Raw genomic sequence first — 19451 nt, forward strand, 5'->3', positions numbered from 1 at the left:
GTTGGACTTCATGAGGATCGGGATTGCCGGGATCGCCATCGAGTCCAGCACGTTCTCGCCGCATCGCGCCGGCCTGGACGACTTCGACGTACGGCGTGGGGAGGATCTGCTCGCGCGTTACGACTTCCTGGAGAAGGAGTGGGCCGACGGCATCGAGTGGGTGCCGTTGCTACATGCCCGGTCGTTGCCGGGTGGGGCTGTCGTTGCCGAGGTGTACGACGCTTTGTCCGCGGAGATCATCGAGCGGATCGGTACGGCGGGCCCGCTGGACGGACTGTTCTTCGACATCCATGGCGCGATGAGCGTGGTGGGCCGCGAGGACGCCGAGGCGGATCTGGCCACCCGGGTGCGCGCCGCGCTCGGACCGGACGTGATGGTGTCGACCTCGATGGACCTGCACGGCAACGTGTCGCGCGAGCTGGCCTCGGCCGTTGATCTGATCACCTGTTACCGGATGGCACCGCACGAGGACGCGATGGAGAGCCGGGAGCGGACGGCGCGAAATCTGGTCGAGCGGTTGCAGTCGGGGCTGGGCAAGCCGAAGAAGGCGTGGATCCAGGTGCCGGTCTTGCTGCCGGGGGAGAAGACGTCGACCCGGATCGAGCCGGCGGCCTCCATCTACCAGCGGGTCGGCGAGATCGCGGACGAGCCCGGCGTACTGGATGCCGCGGTCTGGGTCGGGTACGCGTGGGCCGACGAACCGCGGTGTCAGGCGGCCGTGGTGGTGATGGGTGACGACGAAGCGCTGATCACCGAGCGCGCGACCGAGCTGGCCAAGGCCTACTGGGATGCGCGCGACGACTTCGAGTTCGTGGCACCGACCGGGACGCTGCACGAGTGCGTCGCCGCGGGCCTGAAGAGTACGGCGCGCCCGTTCCTGATCAGCGATTCCGGGGACAACCCGACCGCGGGCGGAGCCGGCGACGTGTCGTGGACGCTCCGCGAACTGCTGTCGGTCGAGGAACTCACCAGCGGCCAGGCAACCGTGATCCACGCCAGCATCACCGACCCCGATGCCGTCGCAGCCTGTGTCGCGGCCGGTGTCGGCAACCCGATCAGCGTCGCCGCCGGCGGCAAGGTCGACTCAGGCCCCGCAGGCCCGGTCGAGGTCACCGGCACCGTGTTCTCCCTCTCCGAAGACCCAGTCGGCGGAACCGTAGCCGTCATCCAGGTAGGCGGTCTGCACGCGATCCTCACCTCCCGCCGCAAGCCCTACCACCACCTCGCCGACTTCACCCTGCTCGGCCTGGACCCAGCCACCACCGACCTGGTCATCGTCAAGATCGGCTACCTAGAACCAGAGCTCTACACCCTCGCCGCCGACTGGCTCCTGGCCCTAACCCCCGGCGGCGTAGACCAAGACCTCCTCCGCCTAGGCCACCACGCCATAACCCGCCCCCTCTACCCCTTCGACCCCGAAATGCCAGAGCCGACCCTGAAGCCCGAACTCCTCTAACCGGGTGTGGGTCAGAGTTTGCGGAGGGTTTGGAGGGCTTCGAGGGTGTGGTCGATGAGCTCGTCGGCGGTCAGGGGGCGGGCGTCTTCGGGGAGGCCGGACCACTCGATGGCGAGGTCTTCGGTGTAGCTGAGCCAGGCGTGGATGCGGAGGTACTCGATCGAGGAGCGGTTGTCGGCGACCTCGGGGGTACCCAGGTAGGTGAGGATGCGGCGGCAGAGGCCGATCCGGGTGTCGTCGTACACCTCGACGGCGTAGTCGTCACCGCCGGCGGCACCGCGGACGAAGGAGATGTACGCCGTCCTTCGGCGGGAGATGAAGGCGACGAACTGCACGAGCATCTCGCGGAGCGCCTCGTCCGGGGGTAGGTCCTCGTCCGGCTTGGTCACCCGGAGCAGCCGGCGACCGGCGGCGGAGATGACCGCGACGTAGTAGTCGCGCTTGCTCGGGAAGTAGTGGAAGAGCAGACTGCGAGAGATCCCGGCCTGGCCGGCGATGGCATCGATCGACAGCTCGTGGATCGGTTTGTCGCGCAACATCATCAAGCCGATCTTGACGAGCTGCTTCTTCCGATCTTCCGCGGTCAACCTGTTGTCCACAGTGTTGAGCATTGCTCAAAAGGGCGCTACGGTCAAACCTACCCGGCGGTACCCCGCCGGTTTCGGAAGGAGTGCTGTCACATGGGGTTCGAACCGTCCGCCCGTGCGCAGGACCTGATCGGGCGGGTCGAGGAGTTCATCCGGACCGAGATCGACCCGGTCGAGGCGGAGATCCACGCCGCGACCCGGGCTGCCGCCGATCCGTGGCAGCCGCAGCCGGTGTTCAAGCAGCTGCAAGCGAAGGCCCGCGCCCAGGGTCTGTGGAATCTGTTCCTCCCACCCGCCGAGCCCGGTAACGAGCAGTACGGCGAAGGTCTGGCGAACCTGGACTACGCCCCGCTGGCCGAGTTGATGGGCCGGTCGTTCATCGCGCCGTACATCTTCAACTGCAACGCGCCCGACACCGGCAACATGGAAGTGTTGCTGCGCTACGGGAACGACGAGCAGAAGAAGCAGTGGCTGGAGCCGCTGCTGGACGGGACGATCCGCTCCGCGTTCTGTATGACGGAGCCGGGGGTCGCCTCGTCGGATGCGACCAACATGGCCGCGACCGCGATCGTCGAGGGTGACGAGGTCGTCCTCAACGGGCGCAAGTGGTGGAGCACCGGTGTCGGCAATCCCGAGTGTGAGCTGCTGATCTTCATGGGGCTGACCGACCCGGACGCGCATCGCTACGCCCGGCACACCATGGTGCTGGTCCCACGTGACCACCCGGGTGTGAAGGTCGAGCGGTTGCTGCCGGCGATGGGCCGGTTCGACGAGCCGTTCGGTCATGGCGAGGTGTCGTTCACCGACGTCCGCCTGCCGGCGGCCAACATCCTGGTCGGGCCCGGTCGCGCGGTCGAAATCGCGCAGGGCCGGTTGGGCCCGGGTCGCGTGCACCACTGCATGCGGCTGATCGGCCTGGCCGAGAAGGCACTCGAGCTGGCGCTGAAGCGTGGCACCAGCCGGGAGGCGTTCGGCAAGCCACTGGTCAACCTCGGTGGGAACCGGGAGCGCATCGCCGATGCCCGGATCGCCATCAACCAGGCCCGGCTGCTGGTCCTGCAGACCGCGTACCTGCTCGACACGGTCGGGCTCGCGGGTGCGCTCAGCGAGGTCAGCCAGATCAAGGTCGCCGTACCGCGGATGGCGCAGGATGTGATCGACATGGCGATCCAGCTGCACGGCGGTGGCGGTCTCTCCGACGACACCCCACTCGCCGCCGCCTGGACGAGCGCGCGGGCGCTCCGCCTGGCCGACGGTCCGGACGAGGTGCACCGCGGCGTGGTCGCGCGGATCGAGCTGGCCGGCTACCTCGCCGTACAGAAGGAGGCCAAAGCGTGAGTCGAGTACTGGTCACTGGTGGAGCGAGTGGTCTGGGTGCTGCGCTGGCCGCGCAGTTCGTTGCCCAAGGCCACCAGGTCTTGAGGACCGACATCGGTACGACGTTCGCCGGCGACGACGGTCCTTATCTGCGACTCGACGTGCGGAACCCGGCCGACTGGGATGCCGCGGTCGCCTGGTGCGACGAGCACTGGGGCGGACTCGACATCCTCGTCAACAACGCGGGAATCGCGACCGGCGGCCGGATCGACGTCGAGACCCTGGACGAGTGGGACCGCGTCGTCGACATCAACCTGATGGGTGTGGTTCGCGGCTGCCGTGCGTTCACGCCGGTCTTCAAGCGTCAGCGCTCCGGCCACATCGTCAACACGGCCTCGGTCGCCGGGCTCATCCATCCGCCGATGATGAGCTCGTACAACACGGTCAAGGCCGGGGTCGTCGCACTGTCGGAGACGCTCTGGCACGAGCTGCAGCCCTTCGGCGTGACGGTGTCGGTGATCTGCCCGTCGTTCTTCCAGACCAACCTGGCCGATTCGTTCCAGGGCGCCGACAAGGCGATGGAGTCGGGCGCTCGCAGGCTGATCGAGAAGTCGCCACGGACCGCCGACGACATCGCGACGGTCGTGCTGGCCGCGATCGCGAAGAAGCGCTTCCTGATCATCCCGGACCGGCCTGCTCGCGTGGCCTATCTGACCAAGCGCTGGGCCCGCCCGCTGTACGACCGGCAGATGCGCAAGACCGCAGCCAAGGCTCACCGACGCGCAGAACAGGCTCAGCAGGCAAATGGGTGACGGTGCTCGCGCCGTCCGCGACGAGGACGCCTTCGACGTCACGGCGATGGACACCTGGTTGCGGCAACACACCGAACTGCCGCCGGGTGAGCCGGCGGTCAAGCAGTTCTCGGGTGGCGCCTCCAACCTGACCTACCTGTTGAGCTACCCCGGTCACGACCTGATCCTGCGTCGCCCACCGGCCGGGACGAAGGCGAAGAGCGCGCACGACATGGGCCGCGAGTACCGGATCCAGGCCGCGCTCAAACCCGTCTTCCCGTACGTCCCGACGATGGTTGCCCACTGCACCGATGCTGCCGTGATCGGCTCGGAGTTCTACGTGATGGAGCGGGTCGCGGGTACGATCCCGCGCCGCTCCGGGCTCGGCGTCGACCTCACCCCGGAGCAGACCGGTCAGCTCTGCCGCACGCTCATCGACCGGCTCGTCGACCTGCACGAGGTCGACCCGGCCGCGGCCGGTCTCAGCGATCTCGGGCGAGGCGCGGGGTACGTCGGCCGCCAGGTCAGCGGCTGGTCGGACCGGTACCGCAAGGCGAAGACGTGGAACGTGCCGAGCTACGAGAAGGTGATGGCGTGGCTCGCGGCGAACCGGCCGGCCGACGTCCGCACGTGCGTGATCCACAACGACTTCCGGCTGGACAACGTCGTACTGGCTCCCGACGATCCGGAGCGGGTGGCCGGGATCCTGGACTGGGAGCTGGCCACGCTCGGCGATCCGTTGATGGACCTCGGCGGCGCGCTCGCGTACTGGGTGCAGGCCGATGACGACTGGACGTTCCGCCGGTTCCGGCTGCAGCCGGCGGACGCGCCGGGGATGCTGACCCGGGCCGAGATCGTTGCCTACTACACCGAGCGCTCCGGGCTGAAGCCGGAGAACTGGGCGTTCTACGAGGTGTTCGGGTTGTTCCGGCTGGCCGTGATCGCGCAGCAGATCTACTACCGCTATCACCACAAGCAGACGCGCAACCCGCGGTTCAAGAACCTCTGGCTCCCGGTCAACATCCTCGAGCGGCGCTGCCGACGGATCATCCGGCAGGCGTGACGTGGCGGTCATCTACCTGGTCCGGCATGCTCAGGCGTCGTTCGGGGCGCGCGACTACGACAAGCTCTCGGAGCTCGGCGAGCAGCAGGCAGTTGCTCTTGGCAACACCTTGCGGGCGCGTGGCGTGCAGCCGGATCTGGTGATCTCCGGGTCGATGCACCGGCATGCGCAGACGGCCGAGCTGGCGGGATTCGGTCCCGAGGTCGACCAGGGGTACGACGAGTTCGACCACGACCAGGTGATCGTCGCGCACAAACCGGCGTACAAGGTCCGGGCCGTGCTGCTCGCCGACCTGGCGCGTCGTGGGAACCCGAAGCGGGCGTTCCAGGAGATGTTCACCGCGGCGACCGACCGGTGGGTCAACGGCGGTGACGGCTACACCGAGACCTTCCAGGCGTTCTGCGATCGCTCCGACGAGGCAGTACGGCGTACTGCCGGGCGGCTGGGCAAGGGCGAGACTGCACTGGTGTTCACCTCGGGCGGTCCGATCGCGGCCGTGGTGAGCCGGCTGCTGTCCGGGGGCGACGGCCTGTGGGCCAAGCTGAACCCGGTCACCATCAACACTGCCATCACGAAAGTCGTGTCCGGCCGCAGCGGACTGACTGTGGTCAGCTACAACGAGCACGGCCACCTCGACAAGCAGGAGCTCACGTACCGATGAGACGGAACAGCATCTTGATCACCGGCGCGAGCGCCGGACTCGGCGAGGAGATGGCGCGGCAGTTCGCCGCCAAGGGCTACAACCTCGCGTTGACCGCGCGCCGCGAGGATCGGCTGGCCGTCCTCCGCGACGAGTTCCTCGGTCGGCATCCCGGGCTCACCATCACCATCCACAAGCTCGACGTCACCGATGACGAGCAGGTGTTCACCGTCTTCCGCGAGGCCGACAAGGCGCACGGACAACTCGACCGGATCATCGTGAACGCCGGGATCGGCAAGGGTGCACCCGTCGGTACCGGCCGGCCTGAGGTGAACCGCGAGACCCTGATGACGAACTTCGTGGCCGCGTTCACCCAGGCCGAGGCCGCGATGGAACTCTTCCGCGCCCGCAACGCCGGCCACCTGGTTTTCATCGCCTCCGCCGCCGCACTCCGCGGCCTGCCGAAGACGATCACCGCGTACGCCGCCGCGAAGGCCGGCGTCTCCTCGCTGGCGGAGGGGCTGCGGATGGAGATGCTCAACAAGCCGATCACGATCAGCACGATCTCTCCCGGCTACATCCGGACCGCGCTGAACGAGAAGGTGCAGAACACGCCGCTGATCGTCGACACCGTCCCGGGTGTCCGCTCGATGGTTGCCGCGATCGAGGCCGAGAAGGCGGTCGCGTATGTCCCGGCCTGGCCGTGGGCGCCGCTCGCCCGGTTCATGAAGGCTGCGCCGTTGCCGATCCTGAGGAAGTTGATCTGATGCGCTGGGGTCTGACCGTTCCATTGACCGGGGTGCCGTTGCGGGACCACAAACCGCTGATCGGCGAGCTTGCGTCGCTGGGGTACACGGATCTGTGGTCGGCCGAGGTGGCCGGTGCGGATGCGTTCACGCCGCTGGTGCTGGCGTCCGAGTGGGACGACCAGTTGCGGTTGGGGACGGCCGTCGTACCGGTCCACACGCGCGGCCCGGCTGCGCTCGCGATGAGTGCAGCGGCGTTGGCCGACTTGGCGCCGGGGCGATTCGTGCTCGGGATCGGGGCCTCGTCGGAAACCATCGTGACTGGGTGGAACGGGATCGCGTACGACCCGCCGTACGCGCGGACTCGCGACGTACTGCGGTTCCTGCGGCAGGCGTTCGCGGGGGAGAAGGTGGACGGGACGTTCGACAGTTTCACGATCAGCCGGTTCCGGCTGGAGAAGGCGCCCGACGTACCGCCGGCGTTGATGCTCGCTGCGCTGCGTCCGCAGATGCTTCGGCTGGCTGCGCGTGAGGCCGATGGTGCGATCACCAACTGGCTGTCGGCGGATGACGTCCGCCAGGTTCGCGCCGAGCTCGGTCCGGACAAGGAGCTGGCGGCGCGGATCTTCGTCTGCGTCACCGAGGACGCCGAGATGGCGCGCAACATCGGCCGCTTCCTGATCGCCACCTATCTGACGGTCCCCGGGTACGCCGCCTTCCACGACTGGCTCGGTCGCGGACCCGCGATGAAGCCGATGCGCGAGGCGTGGGCCGCGGGCGACCGCAATGCCGCGATGGCCGCCGTACCGATCGAGGTCCTGGACTCGTTGATCGTCCACGGCACGGCCGATCAGTGCCGCGACCACATCAACCGCTACGTGGCCAACGGCCTCGACACCCCCATCATCGCCTCGTTGCCCACCGGCACCAGCCTGATCGAAACAGCCCGAGCCCTGGCGCCCTAGCGGGATGGGTGGAGGCCGAACACCTTCACGCAGGGTGGACCGCCGGCAACCTGCAACACAAGGCTTCCGCCGACCTCGGCGCCCTTCGTGCGGCCGCTGAGTGCGTATACCGCGATCGGGCCCGCACTGCTGACTGAAGTCTTGCTCACGGTCAGCAGGGTCGGTGACCGAACGAACTGCCCGATCAGCACTGACATGGGCTGCGTGGTGTCCGCACAGCCGAGCGCAGCTGCACCTTTCAGATCATTCAGGTTCAGTCGGACCACGAACTGCTCGGCCACCTGATCGGCGGTCGACGCCGGTTTCGTCGTGCCGGGCTTCGTGGGTTTCTTGGGGGTCGGTGAACTCGCCGGGGCGAAGGACGGTACGGGCGACGGGTCGGCTGATCTCAGGCCGGTGAACACCTGGGTGGCGATGACGGCGAACGAGACCAGGAGCGCGACCAGCAGCACCAGCATCAGCACGATGAACAGGCCGGCGCGGCTCTTCCGAGGCGGTCGTTGTCCGTAGTCGGGCGCGGCGATCCCGCCCGGCGGCTGGTAGCTCACAGGCGATGCTCCTTGAGCCACGTGGTGGCCCGCCGGTTCGACGCCCGGGACAACCAGGCGTCCTGGATGATCTCGGTCAGCTCCTGCTTGCTGAGCTCCCCGATCCGGCTCGCCCGGACCAGCACTGACGGGTGCCCGTCGAAGTGCGGCGTACTGAAGAAGGGCGTCGACTCGTCCGACACCAGCGCCAGCTTCTCGTCCTCGGACTCGGTCCAGATCATGATCACGTCGTCGTACTTCTCCCCGGTCTCCGGATCGACGGCATCAGGCCGAGCCGTCCGGAAGAATACGAACGACTTGCCGCCGATCTGATACACCGGCCGGTCCGTCCCGTCCTCCCGCTCCCAAACCGTCACATGCGGCATCCCGCGTGCCACCGCGTGCACATCCGCCACCCGCGCCCGCCGCCCTCGACCGCTCATGCCCCGATCGTAGGACGCACCGCGTTGATGCGGGTCAGTTGCCGGGGTGTGAACAGGAACCGGTGGGCCGAGACAAGTAATAACCTGTTCAAGCCCTCCGTAGGGGGTGCCCACCCACGCGAACTGGTCTGTCGATGTCGGCGGCCGGCTGTAGCGTCCCGCGCATGCTGCCTGCTGCGCGACCGCTCGGCCCGGATGCGGACGGGCAGTGGGTACGGCGTTGGCTGTCGCCCGAATGGAACCGCATGGTCGACGCCTGGGTGGCTGAGCAGTTGGGCGCGCGGATCATCGGTGCGCCGGTCACCTATCGGGCGCGGCTCTGGTCGGTGACCCGGTGCTATCCGACGACCGACGGGCCGGTGTGGTTCAAGGAGAACAACCCGGGGCATCGGTTCGAGGCCGAGCTGGTCGCCGCGCTGGCGAAGCTCGCACCAGACGCGGTGATCCGGCCCCTCGCGGTCGACCGGGAACGGGGGTGGCTGCTCGCGCCCGATCACGGTCCGACGCTCACCCGGGCCGACATCGCCGATCAGGCCACGCGGTGCAGGGTGGTGCGTGCGCTGGCCCGGCTGCAACGCGCCGTACACGGACGTCTTGAGGTGCTGCCCGGAATGGTGACGATGACGCCTGGCGAGGCGGGTGATCGGGTGCGGGCGATTGCTCGGGATTGGGCGAGGTTGCCGCACGCGCATCCGCTCTGGATCGGGGCCGGCGAGCTACGGCGGGCCGAGGCGGCGGCCGACGTACTGGATCGGCGGCTCGCACACCTGAGCGATGTCGATCTGGAGCTCAACGACGTGTACGCCGCGAACATCTTCGCCGCCGGACCGCGGTTCTTCGACTTCGGCAATGCGATCTGGGGACACCCGTTCGTGTCGCTGCACAGCTTCCTCGCCTCGGTTGTCGAGTGGACCGGCGCGCCGCTGCGGGAGGCGGACCGAGAGGAGTTGTACGACGTCTATCTCGCGCACTGGGGAGATCTGCGCGCCGACCTCGTGGCGACCGAAGCGCTGGAGCGGGTGCATCGGCTCGTGTCCTGGGTGCGGTTGATCCCGCACGCGGACCCCGTGGAGATCCGCGCGCGGGCTGAGATCCCGCTCAAGTACCTAGCGGAAGCCACAGGGTGAAGACCGAGCCCTCGCCCAGTTTGCTGGTGACGGTGATGCGGCCGTGGTGGGCTTCGGCCAGGTGTTTGGTGATGGCGAGACCCAGGCCGCTGCCGCCGGTGGAGCGGCTGCGGGACTGTTCGGCGCGGTAGAAGCGGTCGAACAGGTGCGGGAGGTGTTCCTCGGCGATGCCCGCGCCGTTGTCGGTGACGGTGAGGTTGTAGCCGTCGTCGACGCGGCGGACGCCGACGACGATGGTGCCGCCGGTCGGGGTGTAGCGGATCGCGTTAGAGACGAGGTTGCCGAGGGCCTGGCGCATCCGGGCGCTGTCGATCGAGACGACGGCCTCGGCCGGGACATTCGCGGTCAGGGTGACACCGGCGGTCTCGGCGGCCGGGCGATGCGCCAGGACGACCTGCTGGGCGAGCTCGCTCAGGTCCCGCGGGGCCGGGTGCAGGCGGAGCATGCCGGCGTCAGCCAGGGCGAGGTCCTGCAGGTCGGCGACGAGGTGTTCGAGCAGGCCGGTCTCCTCCAGCAGCGACGTGACGAGCTCTCCGTCGAGCGGTACGACGCCGTCCTCCGACGCGACCAGGTAGCCCTTGATATTGGCCAAGGGGGTTCGGAGTTCATGGGCGACATCACTCACCATGGCCTTCCGCTGGAAGTCGCTGCGCTGGATCGATTCGGCCATCGCATTGAACGCGTGCCCGAGTCGCGCGACCTCGTCCTTACCGGTCACCGGCACTCGGGCCGCGTGGTCGCCGTTCCGCATCCGCTGCGCCGCACCGGTCAGTGCGACGATCGGCCGGACGAGCCGACGACCGGTCAGCAACATCACCAGGGCCGCGATCAGCATCACGCCGAGCGCAGTAGCCGCCGTACGCAACATCCCCTCCCCGGAGAACACGTTGAACGTACTCTTCGAGCCGAGATAGAGCTTCGCCGCAGGCGCCACGTACGGCGCGATCGCCTGCGACCGGGCCTGGGTGCTGCACTCGAAGAACTCCGCGGGGACCGTGTTCTGATCCTTCGGCGTGACCGCGCGCAGGCCGTCGCTGGTCAGAGTCGTGAACGGAATGTTGGCTGCCGTCAGGCAGGCTGAGGCGCGCCGGACTTCGTCGTCGTTGACCAGCTTCGCCTTGGCGCTCGGCGCGTACAACCCCTTCGGCACGCAGCGGTCGGCGGCATTGGGGGATGCCTCGCCGCCGGCCGCGGCTCCGGCGCCTTCGAATGTCGCCAGGTTCGCGGAAGGTCTCCAGACCTGCCGCACGGTGACCCCGTCGATGTTTTCGGCCTCGAGTGCCACCATCGGAGCACCATCGGTGACCGAGACATCCGACTTGATTCCCTGCGCCGCGAGGCATCGGCTGGCCTGCTCGGCGAGGACCTTGCGTTGCTCCTGCTCCACCGCGGTCAGCCCCCAGCTGTAGGTGAGCGGGAAGGTCGCCGTCCTGGCCAACGTGGTCTGCATCGCCGTGCCGGCAACAGGCATGGGCCCGGAGGAGTACGACCGGATGGCACCGGTGAAGGCGAGCCCGCCTTCGTTGCGGGCGTCGATGGTTGCCGCGGGCACCGAGGGGAGCTCGGGCGCGGCGCCGAGGACCCGGGCCGAGTCCGCGATCACCGTGCCGTCCGGCTTGGTCAGGGCGATCCGGCGACCGAGATCGTCGGCGAGTCGACGGACCTCTTTGTCGACACCGGCCCAGCCGGCGTGGTTGAGCGCGTAGGTGCTCAGCTCGCCGTAGATCCGGCCGTCGACCTCGAGCTGGCCGGCGTTCTCCTGCAACTCACCCTGCAATTGCTCGGTGGTGCTGTACGACGCGATCACGGCGGTCGCGACGACCGCCCCGAGCGCGACCGCCAGGGACAGACCCAGGAACCGGAACAACAGACTACGACGCATCGGACACCACCTTGTCGGTCAGCTTGTAGCCCACGCCGTACACCGTCTTCAGGTACGTCGAACCACCGAACTTCTTCCGCAGGTTCATCACGTGTACGTCGATCGTCCGGTCGAACACGTAGTGGTCGAAGCCGAACGCGTGCTCCAGCAACTGCTGCCGGGAGAACGCCCGCCCGGGCGACGCGGCCAGGCAGGCGAGGATCTTGAACTCGGCCGGTGTCACCTCGACCAGCTCACCGGTCAGCCGGACCTCGTGCCGGGCCGGGTCGATCTCGAGCCCGCCGACCCGGTACACCTCGCCCTCGCCCCGGATCCGGGTCCGCCGCAGTACCGTCCGGACCCGGGCCACCAGCTCGCGCGGGTTGTACGGCTTGGTCAGGTAGTCGTCCGCGCCGAGGTCCAGCCCGAGCAGCAGATCGTCCTCGGTGGACCGCGCGGTCAGCATGATGATCGGGACTCCCGCGTTGTCACCGCCGTCGGCTCGGAGCACCCGGCAGACGTCCAGCCCGTCCACCTTCGGCATCATCACGTCGAGTACGAGCAGGTCGGGGCGCCGCCGGCGGGCCTCGTCGATGGCGGCCCGCCCGTCGTGCACGACGACGGTCAGATGGCCCTCCCGCTCGAGGTACCGCCGGATCAGCTCCGCCTGCTTCACGTCGTCTTCGGCGACCAGGATCCGGGCAGGCATGTCCCCTAATGTGCGGCAACATCATGAGAATCCGATGAAGATCGACTGAGAGCATCGAGTGCAAACCGGTCCTTCACAGGTTCTTCACAGCCCGGACGGCACGCTCCACTGCCATGAGAACCTCACGGACCGCACTTGCCGCCCTGGCCGTTCTGGCGCTGGCAGCCTGCGGGAACAACCAGGACAAGACGCCGGTTGCCGGCGACAACAAGAGCGACAAGAGCCCGCTGGCGGAGTACATGGGCGACGGGTTCATCAGCTCCGGTGGCGGAATGATGCGCGCGACCCGGGTCGGTGGCAGTGGGGAACAGACCGAGGAGGATCTGGCCAAACAGCGCAAGGTCGAGGACTCGATCGTCAGCTGTATGAAGACCGCTGGGTTCGACTACGTCGCGGTCCCGCCGGAGCAGAAGTCGAAGAGCAAGTTCGCCGAGGCCTTCGACCTGCCGCCGGACAAGTTCGCCGAGCAGTACGGCTACGGGATCAGCACCATCGACTGGTCGAAGGCCGGTGCCGAGGACGACGCGAACGACCCGAACAAGAAGATCCGCGACGCGCTGTCCAAGTCGGCGCAGAAGTCCTACGACGAGGCGCTGAACGGCAAGGGCGGCGCCAACGGCGCGGTCATCTCGGGCGGCCCGGTGGGCGCACCCGGCAAGCCGCAGGACCCCGGCTGCCGGGGCAAGGCCTTCACCGAGGCGTACGGCGACCCGTCGAAGAACCAGGAGGACTTCAAGAAGTACGACGCGCTGTTCAAGGACCTGGAGGCACTGGGCAAGCGGGTCGAGAACGACCAGCGGGTGATCGACGCGACCAAAGGCTGGTCCGACTGCCTGGCCGACGCCGGTCACTCCGGTTTCACCAAGATCGACGACCCGCGGTCGTCGATCCAGAAGAAGCTGGACGAACTGACCGGGACCAAACCCGAGGGACCGGGTAAGGCCGACGGCCCGAGCGTCACGATCGGCGGACCGCCGTCGTTCGACAAGGTCGATGCCGCGAAGCTCGGTGAGCTGCGCAAGGCCGAGACCGAGCTGGCCGTGGCCGACCAGAAGTGCAAGGCCAAGGCGTACGACAGCCAGTTCAAGACCGTGCAGTACGAACTGGAGAAGGAGTTCGTCGCCCAGCACAAGGCCGAGCTCGAGGCGTACCGCGACGGAATGGCGAACCGGTGACCGCAGGACCCAAGTCGCGGCGGCAGATCCTGGTCGGGGTGGCCGCGCTCGCGGCGACCTCGCTCGGGGTCGGCGTCGTGGCCGGTGCCCGGATCACCTCGCCGGAGGACGCGGCCGCCAAGACCGCCGCGCCGAAGGCATCCCAGATCACGGTCCCGGTCGAGAAGAAGGCGCTGGCCAGCAAGGTGGTCGGTCGTGGTGACGCGTCGTTCGACGGAGCGGTGAACATCCGGGTCGAGACCAGCGGCCTGACCACGCCGGCGATCGTGACCGGGAAGGTGCCGGGGGTCGGCTCGACCATCACCGAGGCCAAGGCACTGCTCGAGATCGTCGGGCGGCCGGTGATCGCGCTGGCCGGCGTACTGCCGATGTACCGGACACTCACGCCGGGCAGCAAGGGTCCCGACGTACTGCAGCTGGAGAAGACGCTGGACCGGCTCGGGTTCGATCCGGGCAGCGTCGACGGCAAGTACGACGGTGGTACGGCGAGCGCCGTACGGGAGCTGTACGAGAAGGCCGGGTACGACGCGCCCGAGGCGGACCAGCAGCTGAAGGATGCGGTCGACCAGGCGAAGAAGAGCACGGACATGGCGAAGAAGGCACTCCGGCAGGCGCAGTCCCAGCTGGCTCAGGCGAAGAAGGCGAAGGCCCCGGATCTGACCGTCCAGAAAGGCGCGGTCACGGATGCCAAGGAGGCCCTCGAGGACGCCCGTGAGGCTCAGGACGAGGCCGAGCTGAAGGCTGAGACGCCGCTGCCGGTCTCGGAGATCGTCTACGTGAAGTCGCTGCCGCGCCGGGTCGACAAGGTGAACGTCGAGCGCGGCGGTACGGCGAGTGGCGCGGTGATGTCGGCCAGCGGCGCGGCCCTGGTCGTCACGGTCAAGGTGGACGCCGCCTCGGCCGAGCACCTGAAGGCCGGGATGGTGGCCGAGCTGACTCTCGGCGACGGCTCGACGGTGAAGGCGAAGGTGAAGCGGCTGACCCGCAAGGGCGAGTCGTACGACGTCGTGGTCGGCCCGGACAAGCTCACCCCGAAGCAGCTCGAACAACTCCGGGACGCGAACGTGAAGGTGACGATCCCGGTGAAGAGCACGAACGGCAAGGTGCTCACCGTGCCGGTCGCGGCGCTCTCGGCCGGATCGGACGGCGGCTCGCGCGTCGAGGTTGTGCGGAACGGGAAGACCGAGCTCGTCCCGGTCAAGGTCGGGCTGACGGCCGACGGATACGCCGCGGTCACGCCGACCGGTGACGCCAAGCTCGACGAGACCGACCAGGTCGTGGTCGGAAAATGAGCGCGGCGATCGAGATGTCGCCGGTGGCGGTCGCGCTCCCGGCGCCGGTCGTCGAGATGATCGGCGTCCGGCGGGTCTTCCCCGGGCCGCCCGAGGTCGAGGCGATCCGGGACGTCGACCTGACGATCCGGCAGGGCGAGTACCTGTCGATCGTCGGACCGTCCGGCTCCGGCAAGTCCACGCTGCTGCACCTGCTCGGGCTGCTGGACAACCCGAGCGGCGGGGTCTACCGCCTCGACGGCGTGGACACGATGAGCCTGAAGGAACGGCGACGCGCCGTACTGCGGGGTGAGCGGATCGGCTTCGTCTTCCAGTCGTTCCACCTGCTCGCCCACCGGACCGTGCTCGAGAACGTCGCACTCTCGATGGTGTACGTCGGAGTCCCGCGCCGCGAGCGGATGGCCCGGGCGCGGGTCGCGCTGGAACGCGTCGGCCTCTCGCACCGGATGGACTTCGGCCCGACCACGCTGTCCGGCGGCGAACGCCAACGCGTCGCCATCGCCCGCGCCCTGGTCGCCGAACCGAGCCTCCTGCTGGCCGACGAACCCACCGGCAACCTGGACAGCGTCAACGCCGAGGCCATCCTCGAACTGTTCGACGAACTCCACCGCGGCGGCATGACACTGGCCGTCATCACCCACGACGACCACGTCAGCGAACGCGCCCAACGCCGCGTCCGCATCGTCGACGGGACCCTCCAATGGTGACCCCACCAGCAGGCCCCCCGGCCTCTCCCACCGGCGGGCCGTCCACTCCTCGGGCGTCGCGGCGGCGAGGGGCCACGCCGCGACGCTCGAGGCCGGCGGTGCGGGATGTGTTGGACGAGGCTTTGGCGGGGGTTGCGGCTCGGCCTACTCGGCTGATTCTGACGACTCTTGGGACTGTGCTTGGGGTGGCGGCTCTGGTGGGGACGGTTGGGCTCGGGCAGACGGCCGCCGGGCAGATCAGTCAGAAGTTTGATCTGGCGCAGGCGACCCGGGTTGTCGTGGAGCCGGAGGAGAACAACGGGCAGGAAGGTGAGGCGGCTACTGAGCTGCCGTGGGATGCGCCTGACCGCCTCGGGCGGCTGAACGGTGTCGACGCGGTTGGCACCGTGAGTGCGCTCGACGTCGGCGACGACCTGGTCAGCAACGTGGCTGGGCTGAACGGTGGTGAGGGTAAGGCGCTGACGGTGATGTCCGGTTCGGCCGGACTGTTCGACGCGATCCGCGCCGTACTGAAGACCGGGCGGTTCTTCGACGCCGGGCACGACCAGCGCGGTGACAGGGTGGTTGTCCTCGGCAAGCATGCCGCCGAGCGACTGGGGATCAACCGGGTCGACTCCGCGCCGGCCATCTTCATCGGCGACGAGGCGTACACCGTGATCGGCATCCTCGACTCGGTCTCCGGCCGCGCCGAGCTCAACGACGCGGTGATCATGCCGAACGGGACGGCCAAGGCGGCGTACGACCTGAAGTCGCCGGACGCGATCGAGATCCGGACCGCGGTCGGCGCGGCACAACTGATCGCCGGTCAGGCCCCGAAGGCGATCCAGCCGAACGACCCGAGCAAGCTCAAGGTCGACGCGCCGCCGAAGCAGGGCGCCGTCCGCAAGGGCGTCGAGTCGGACCTGAACGCGCTGTTCCTGCTGCTCGGTGCGGTCGCGCTGCTCGTCGGCGGCCTCGGCATCGCCAACGTCACGCTGCTCTCGGTCCTCGAACGGATCGGCGAGATAGGCCTGCGCCGAGCCCTGGGCGCCGCGCGACGACACATCGCCGCGCAGTTCCTGGTCGAGAGCGTGATCGTCGGACTGCTCGGTGGACTACTCGGTACAGCGGTCGGCGTACTGCTCACCGTCGGAGTGTCGTTCGCGAACAGCTGGACGCCGATCCTGGACAACAAACTGGCGTTCGGATCACCCTTGCTGGGCGCGGTCATCGGCCTGATCGCCGGGACCTACCCCGCCTGGAAGGCCTCCGCCATCCAGCCGATCACCGCGCTGCGCGGCGCGTGAGTAGAGCACCGCGGTGACGGCGAAACCGAGCACGATGAAGGCCAGTACCGGATAGGACTTCCCGCTGTCGGGCAGGATCACCGCGCCGAGTGCGGCGGCGGAGACCTGCCCGACATTGAAGATCATGTCGTAGAGCGAGAAGACCCGGCCCCGGAAGACATCGTCGACCCCCGTCTGGACGAGAGTGTCGACGCTGATCTTCACACCCTGCGCGCAGAACCCGGTCAGGAATGCACCGACGATCAGCGCCGGTTGCGTGAAGAACCCGACCGGTACGGCGGTCACCACCGCGGCGGCCGCGAACAGCACCGTGATCCACCGCCGCAACGACATCGCCCGCGTCGCCCACGGCGTGACGAGAGCGGCCGCGAAGATGCCGGCCCCGACCATCCCGGTCGCGATCGCCAGCGCACCGAAGGCCTCGTCGAGGCGATCCGGCCCGTAGAAGTAGTTGCGGTAGAGCAGGATCATCGCGACCGTGATCAGCCCGAAGAAGAACCGCAGCGACCCGATCGCCGCCAGCCCGAGCGCGGCTTGCCGCCGTTCCCGCAGATGCCTGCCGCCGTCCACCAGCCCCTTCGCGATCGTCCGAATCGCCTCGACCAGACCGGGTTCGTCACCCTGCAGGTCCGGCCCGAGCTGGTTCCGGCCCAACCGCAGTGCGAGCAGGGCAGCACCGACGTACACAAGCACTGTCAGTCCGAGTACGGCGAGATCCGAGTCGACCAGGAGTTTGACCCCGGCTCCGACTCCGCCGCCGATCAGGAAGGACGCCGTACCGGAGGTCGGGGTGACGGCGTTCGCCATCACCAGCTCGTCCCGCTCGACCACGTGCGGCAGACCGGCCGAAAGCCCGGACAGCAGGAACCGGTTCACGCCGAGCGTCAGCAACACCCCGAGATAGAACGGCACCCCGGCGTTGCCCGCTGCAACGATCACGCCGACCACGCACACCAGCGCCGCCCGGGTCAGGTTCGCCCCGAACAGGATCTGCCGCCGCGACCACCGATCCAGCAACACCCCGGTGAACGGTCCCAGCACCGAATACGGCAGCAATGCCACCGCGAACAGCCCCGCGATCGCCGCCGCATCCGGCGCCCGCTCCGGCGAGAACAACACGTACGACGCCAGCGCGACCTGGAACACCCCGTCGCCGAACTGCGACGTCAGCCGCACCGCGAACAGCCGCCGGAAATCCCGCCGCCGCAACAACGTCCCGAGATCCCGGATGAACCGCACGCCTGCACCCTAACCCTGGTAGCGCGCCCGCATCGTCGCCACGGCCTCGGCCAGTACGTCGGTGGTCTTCGCCGCGCCGGGATCCCAGTCGACCAGCAGCATCCGCGGCCAGAACACGAAGTCCGCGATCATCCCGAGGAACTGGCTGGCCGCCATGGTCGGATCCGCCACCTGGACGCCGCCGGCCGCGTGCTCGGCCTCGAGGTAGCGCCGGACCGAGTCGAAGAACGGCGCCTTGCCGAGCCGGAACTGGGTCTGCCCGAGCTCGGGGAACCGCGGCGCCTCCGCGATCACGATCCGGAACAGGGCGACCATCCGCGGATCGGTGAGCAGGTCGACGTACCGGCGTCCGAGGACGGTCAGCCCGGCGGCGAGATCGCCGACCGGTGGCAGCTCGGCGGCCGGCTCGTCGAGGCGCCAGAAGTCGGTCACCATGGCCTCGAACAGGGCGGCCTTGGTCGGGAACTGCTTGAAGAGCGTCGCCTTCGACACCCCGGCCGCTGCCGCGATCGCGGCCAGCGAGGTCTTGTCGTACCCGGACCGCAGGAACAGGTCGGTGGCCGCCTCGACGAGCGCCGTCCGCTTCGCCGCGGCCAGCTGCTGGTGGTACGCCGAGGGCGTCATGCGACCGATCATGTCATGGTCCGAGCTGAGTCGCTTGACTCACCTCTCAGGTCCTGGGTACTTTTGCGAGGTGAGTCACTCGACTCACCATTCAGTCATCAGGAGTTCCGCCGTGCGATTCGAGAATCAGACCGTTGTCATCACCGGCGCGACCGGCGGCCTCGGCGCCAGCCACGCCCGCGCCTACTACGCCGAGGGCGCCTGGGTCGTCCTGACCGGCCGGCGTCGCGACGCCGGCACCGCGCTGGCCGCCGAACTCGGCGAACGCGCTCACTTCGTCCCCCTCGACGTCCGCAACCCCGACGACTGGGCCAACGCCGTGGACGCCGCCGAATCCGCCTTCGGGCCCGTCTCGATCCTGGTCAACAACGCCGGCATCCAGCACGGCCCGGCCACCATCGAGGACACCGCGATCGAGACCTGGGAACGCACCTTCGCGATCAACGTCACCGGTCAGTTCCTCGGCATCCGCGCGTTCACGCCTTCACTCCGCCGAGCCGGCGGCGGCTCGATCGTGAACGTCGCCTCAACCATGGCGAACGTCGGTTCCCCGTACTACGCGCCGTACGTCGCCAGTAAGTGGGCGATCCGCGGCCTGACCCGATCAGCCGCCCTGGAACTCGGCCGCGACAACATCCGCGTCAACTCCCTCCACCCCGGAGTCGCATCCACCCCCTTCATCCACGAGCCCGCAGCCCCCGGCGCCCAGCCGATCGCCGAGCTCTACTCACCCGACCCGTTCGCCATCCCCCGGCTGGCAGCACCCGACGAGATCACCCGCGCCCTGCTCTTCCTCACCGCTCCCGATGCCGCCTTCGTCACCGGCACCGAACTGGTCGTAGACGGCGGCTTGCTACTAGGCCCAGCCCTCAAGTACTGATCATCAGATAGTCCGT

Annotated in this window: 20 protein-coding genes; 13 read left to right on the forward strand and 7 right to left on the reverse strand. The window is 68.5% G+C overall.

Annotated elements, in window-relative coordinates; all coding sequences use genetic code 11:
* The first annotated feature begins 10 nt into the window (after positions 1 to 10).
* Positions 11 to 1456, forward strand: a complete 1446-nt coding sequence (locus tag ACFCV3_RS25015) for a M81 family metallopeptidase (protein ID WP_376033637.1) — start codon at positions 11 to 13, stop codon at positions 1454 to 1456.
* Between the two features lie 11 nt (positions 1457 to 1467).
* Here the strand turns inward: ACFCV3_RS25015 and ACFCV3_RS25020 are convergent, their stop codons facing one another.
* Positions 1468 to 2055: a TetR/AcrR family transcriptional regulator gene (locus tag ACFCV3_RS25020; protein WP_376033639.1), complete on the reverse strand. Its 588-nt coding sequence runs from the start codon at positions 2053 to 2055 to the stop codon at positions 1468 to 1470.
* 81 nt (positions 2056 to 2136) lie between these two features.
* Here ACFCV3_RS25020 and ACFCV3_RS25025 point away from each other — a divergent pair, with 81 nt between their 5' ends.
* The 6 genes from ACFCV3_RS25025 to ACFCV3_RS25050 are packed head-to-tail and all read left to right on the forward strand — an operon-like array spanning position 2137 to position 7565.
* Entirely contained in the window at positions 2137 to 3381 is a 1245-nt protein-coding gene (locus tag ACFCV3_RS25025; RefSeq protein WP_376033640.1) for an acyl-CoA dehydrogenase family protein, read from the forward strand.
* Positions 3378 to 4172 (forward strand): SDR family NAD(P)-dependent oxidoreductase, encoded by a 795-nt coding sequence (locus ACFCV3_RS25030; RefSeq protein WP_376033642.1) that lies wholly within the window; start codon positions 3378 to 3380, stop codon positions 4170 to 4172. The genes ACFCV3_RS25025 and ACFCV3_RS25030 overlap by 4 nt, the downstream gene beginning before the upstream one ends.
* Positions 4165 to 5214, forward strand: a complete 1050-nt coding sequence (locus ACFCV3_RS25035) for a phosphotransferase family protein (RefSeq protein ID WP_376033644.1) — start codon at positions 4165 to 4167, stop codon at positions 5212 to 5214. The genes ACFCV3_RS25030 and ACFCV3_RS25035 overlap by 8 nt, the downstream gene beginning before the upstream one ends.
* 1 nt (position 5215) lies before the next feature.
* Positions 5216 to 5875: a histidine phosphatase family protein gene (locus ACFCV3_RS25040; protein ID WP_376033646.1), complete on the forward strand. Its 660-nt coding sequence runs from the start codon at positions 5216 to 5218 to the stop codon at positions 5873 to 5875.
* Positions 5872 to 6621: an SDR family oxidoreductase gene (locus tag ACFCV3_RS25045; protein ID WP_376033648.1), complete on the forward strand. Its 750-nt coding sequence runs from the start codon at positions 5872 to 5874 to the stop codon at positions 6619 to 6621. The genes ACFCV3_RS25040 and ACFCV3_RS25045 overlap by 4 nt, the downstream gene beginning before the upstream one ends.
* Positions 6621 to 7565, forward strand: a complete 945-nt coding sequence (locus tag ACFCV3_RS25050; RefSeq protein WP_376033650.1) for an LLM class F420-dependent oxidoreductase — start codon at positions 6621 to 6623, stop codon at positions 7563 to 7565. The genes ACFCV3_RS25045 and ACFCV3_RS25050 overlap by 1 nt, the downstream gene beginning before the upstream one ends.
* Here ACFCV3_RS25050 and ACFCV3_RS25055 read toward each other — a convergent pair.
* Positions 7562 to 8113: a hypothetical protein gene (locus ACFCV3_RS25055; RefSeq protein ID WP_376033652.1), complete on the reverse strand. Its 552-nt coding sequence runs from the start codon at positions 8111 to 8113 to the stop codon at positions 7562 to 7564. The genes ACFCV3_RS25050 and ACFCV3_RS25055 overlap by 4 nt on opposite strands.
* A complete protein-coding gene (locus ACFCV3_RS25060) occupies positions 8110 to 8535 on the reverse strand; it encodes an MmcQ/YjbR family DNA-binding protein (protein WP_376033654.1) in 426 nt (141 codons plus the stop codon). Before ACFCV3_RS25060 ends, ACFCV3_RS25055 begins: the two co-directional genes overlap by 4 nt.
* 164 nt (positions 8536 to 8699) lie before the next feature.
* Here ACFCV3_RS25060 and ACFCV3_RS25065 point away from each other — a divergent pair, with 164 nt between their 5' ends.
* Complete coding sequence (locus ACFCV3_RS25065; RefSeq protein ID WP_376033656.1) at positions 8700 to 9662, forward strand: hypothetical protein; 963 nt, start codon at positions 8700 to 8702, stop codon at positions 9660 to 9662.
* Here ACFCV3_RS25065 and ACFCV3_RS25070 read toward each other — a convergent pair.
* Complete coding sequence (locus ACFCV3_RS25070) at positions 9634 to 11544, reverse strand: sensor histidine kinase (RefSeq protein ID WP_376033658.1); 1911 nt, start codon at positions 11542 to 11544, stop codon at positions 9634 to 9636. The genes ACFCV3_RS25065 and ACFCV3_RS25070 overlap by 29 nt on opposite strands.
* Positions 11534 to 12232, reverse strand: a complete 699-nt coding sequence (locus tag ACFCV3_RS25075; RefSeq protein WP_376033660.1) for a response regulator transcription factor — start codon at positions 12230 to 12232, stop codon at positions 11534 to 11536. Before ACFCV3_RS25075 ends, ACFCV3_RS25070 begins: the two co-directional genes overlap by 11 nt.
* Positions 12233 to 12345: 113 nt before the next feature.
* Here ACFCV3_RS25075 and ACFCV3_RS25080 point away from each other — a divergent pair, with 113 nt between their 5' ends.
* The 4 genes from ACFCV3_RS25080 to ACFCV3_RS25095 all read left to right on the forward strand — a co-directional run bounded on the left by ACFCV3_RS25080 (position 12346) and on the right by ACFCV3_RS25095 (position 16692).
* On the forward strand, positions 12346 to 13407 hold the full coding sequence (locus ACFCV3_RS25080) for a hypothetical protein (protein ID WP_376033662.1): 1062 nt from the start codon (positions 12346 to 12348) through the stop codon (positions 13405 to 13407).
* Positions 13404 to 14699 carry a peptidoglycan-binding protein gene (locus tag ACFCV3_RS25085; RefSeq protein ID WP_376033664.1) on the forward strand — a complete coding sequence of 432 codons (1296 nt, stop codon included), beginning with the start codon at positions 13404 to 13406 and terminating at the stop codon, positions 14697 to 14699. The genes ACFCV3_RS25080 and ACFCV3_RS25085 overlap by 4 nt, the downstream gene beginning before the upstream one ends.
* Positions 14700 to 14713: 14 nt before the next feature.
* Complete coding sequence (locus ACFCV3_RS25090) at positions 14714 to 15406, forward strand: ABC transporter ATP-binding protein (RefSeq protein WP_376034222.1); 693 nt, start codon at positions 14714 to 14716, stop codon at positions 15404 to 15406.
* A gap of 107 nt (positions 15407 to 15513) precedes the next feature.
* Positions 15514 to 16692 (forward strand): ABC transporter permease, encoded by a 1179-nt coding sequence (locus ACFCV3_RS25095; protein ID WP_376034224.1) that lies wholly within the window; start codon positions 15514 to 15516, stop codon positions 16690 to 16692.
* On the opposite strand, the gene ACFCV3_RS25100 is transcribed toward ACFCV3_RS25095, so the two are convergent.
* The gene (locus ACFCV3_RS25100) at positions 16594 to 17931 is read right to left on the reverse strand and encodes an MFS transporter (protein ID WP_376033666.1); all 1338 of its coding nucleotides are present in this window, start codon (positions 17929 to 17931) and stop codon (positions 16594 to 16596) included. The two genes, ACFCV3_RS25095 and ACFCV3_RS25100, sit on opposite strands and share 99 nt — an antisense overlap.
* A 9-nt stretch (positions 17932 to 17940) precedes the next feature.
* Positions 17941 to 18555, reverse strand: coding sequence for a TetR/AcrR family transcriptional regulator C-terminal domain-containing protein (locus ACFCV3_RS25105; protein ID WP_376033668.1), 615 nt, complete (start codon positions 18553 to 18555; stop codon positions 17941 to 17943).
* Between the two features lie 112 nt (positions 18556 to 18667).
* On the opposite strand from ACFCV3_RS25105, the gene ACFCV3_RS25110 reads away from it, so the two are divergent.
* Entirely contained in the window at positions 18668 to 19435 is a 768-nt protein-coding gene (locus ACFCV3_RS25110) for a glucose 1-dehydrogenase (RefSeq protein ID WP_376033670.1), read from the forward strand.
* The last annotated feature ends 16 nt before the right edge of the window (positions 19436 to 19451 follow it).

This window comes from Kribbella sp. NPDC056345, from assembly GCF_042262745.1.
In the GTDB taxonomy this organism is placed as follows: domain Bacteria; phylum Actinomycetota; class Actinomycetes; order Propionibacteriales; family Kribbellaceae; genus Kribbella.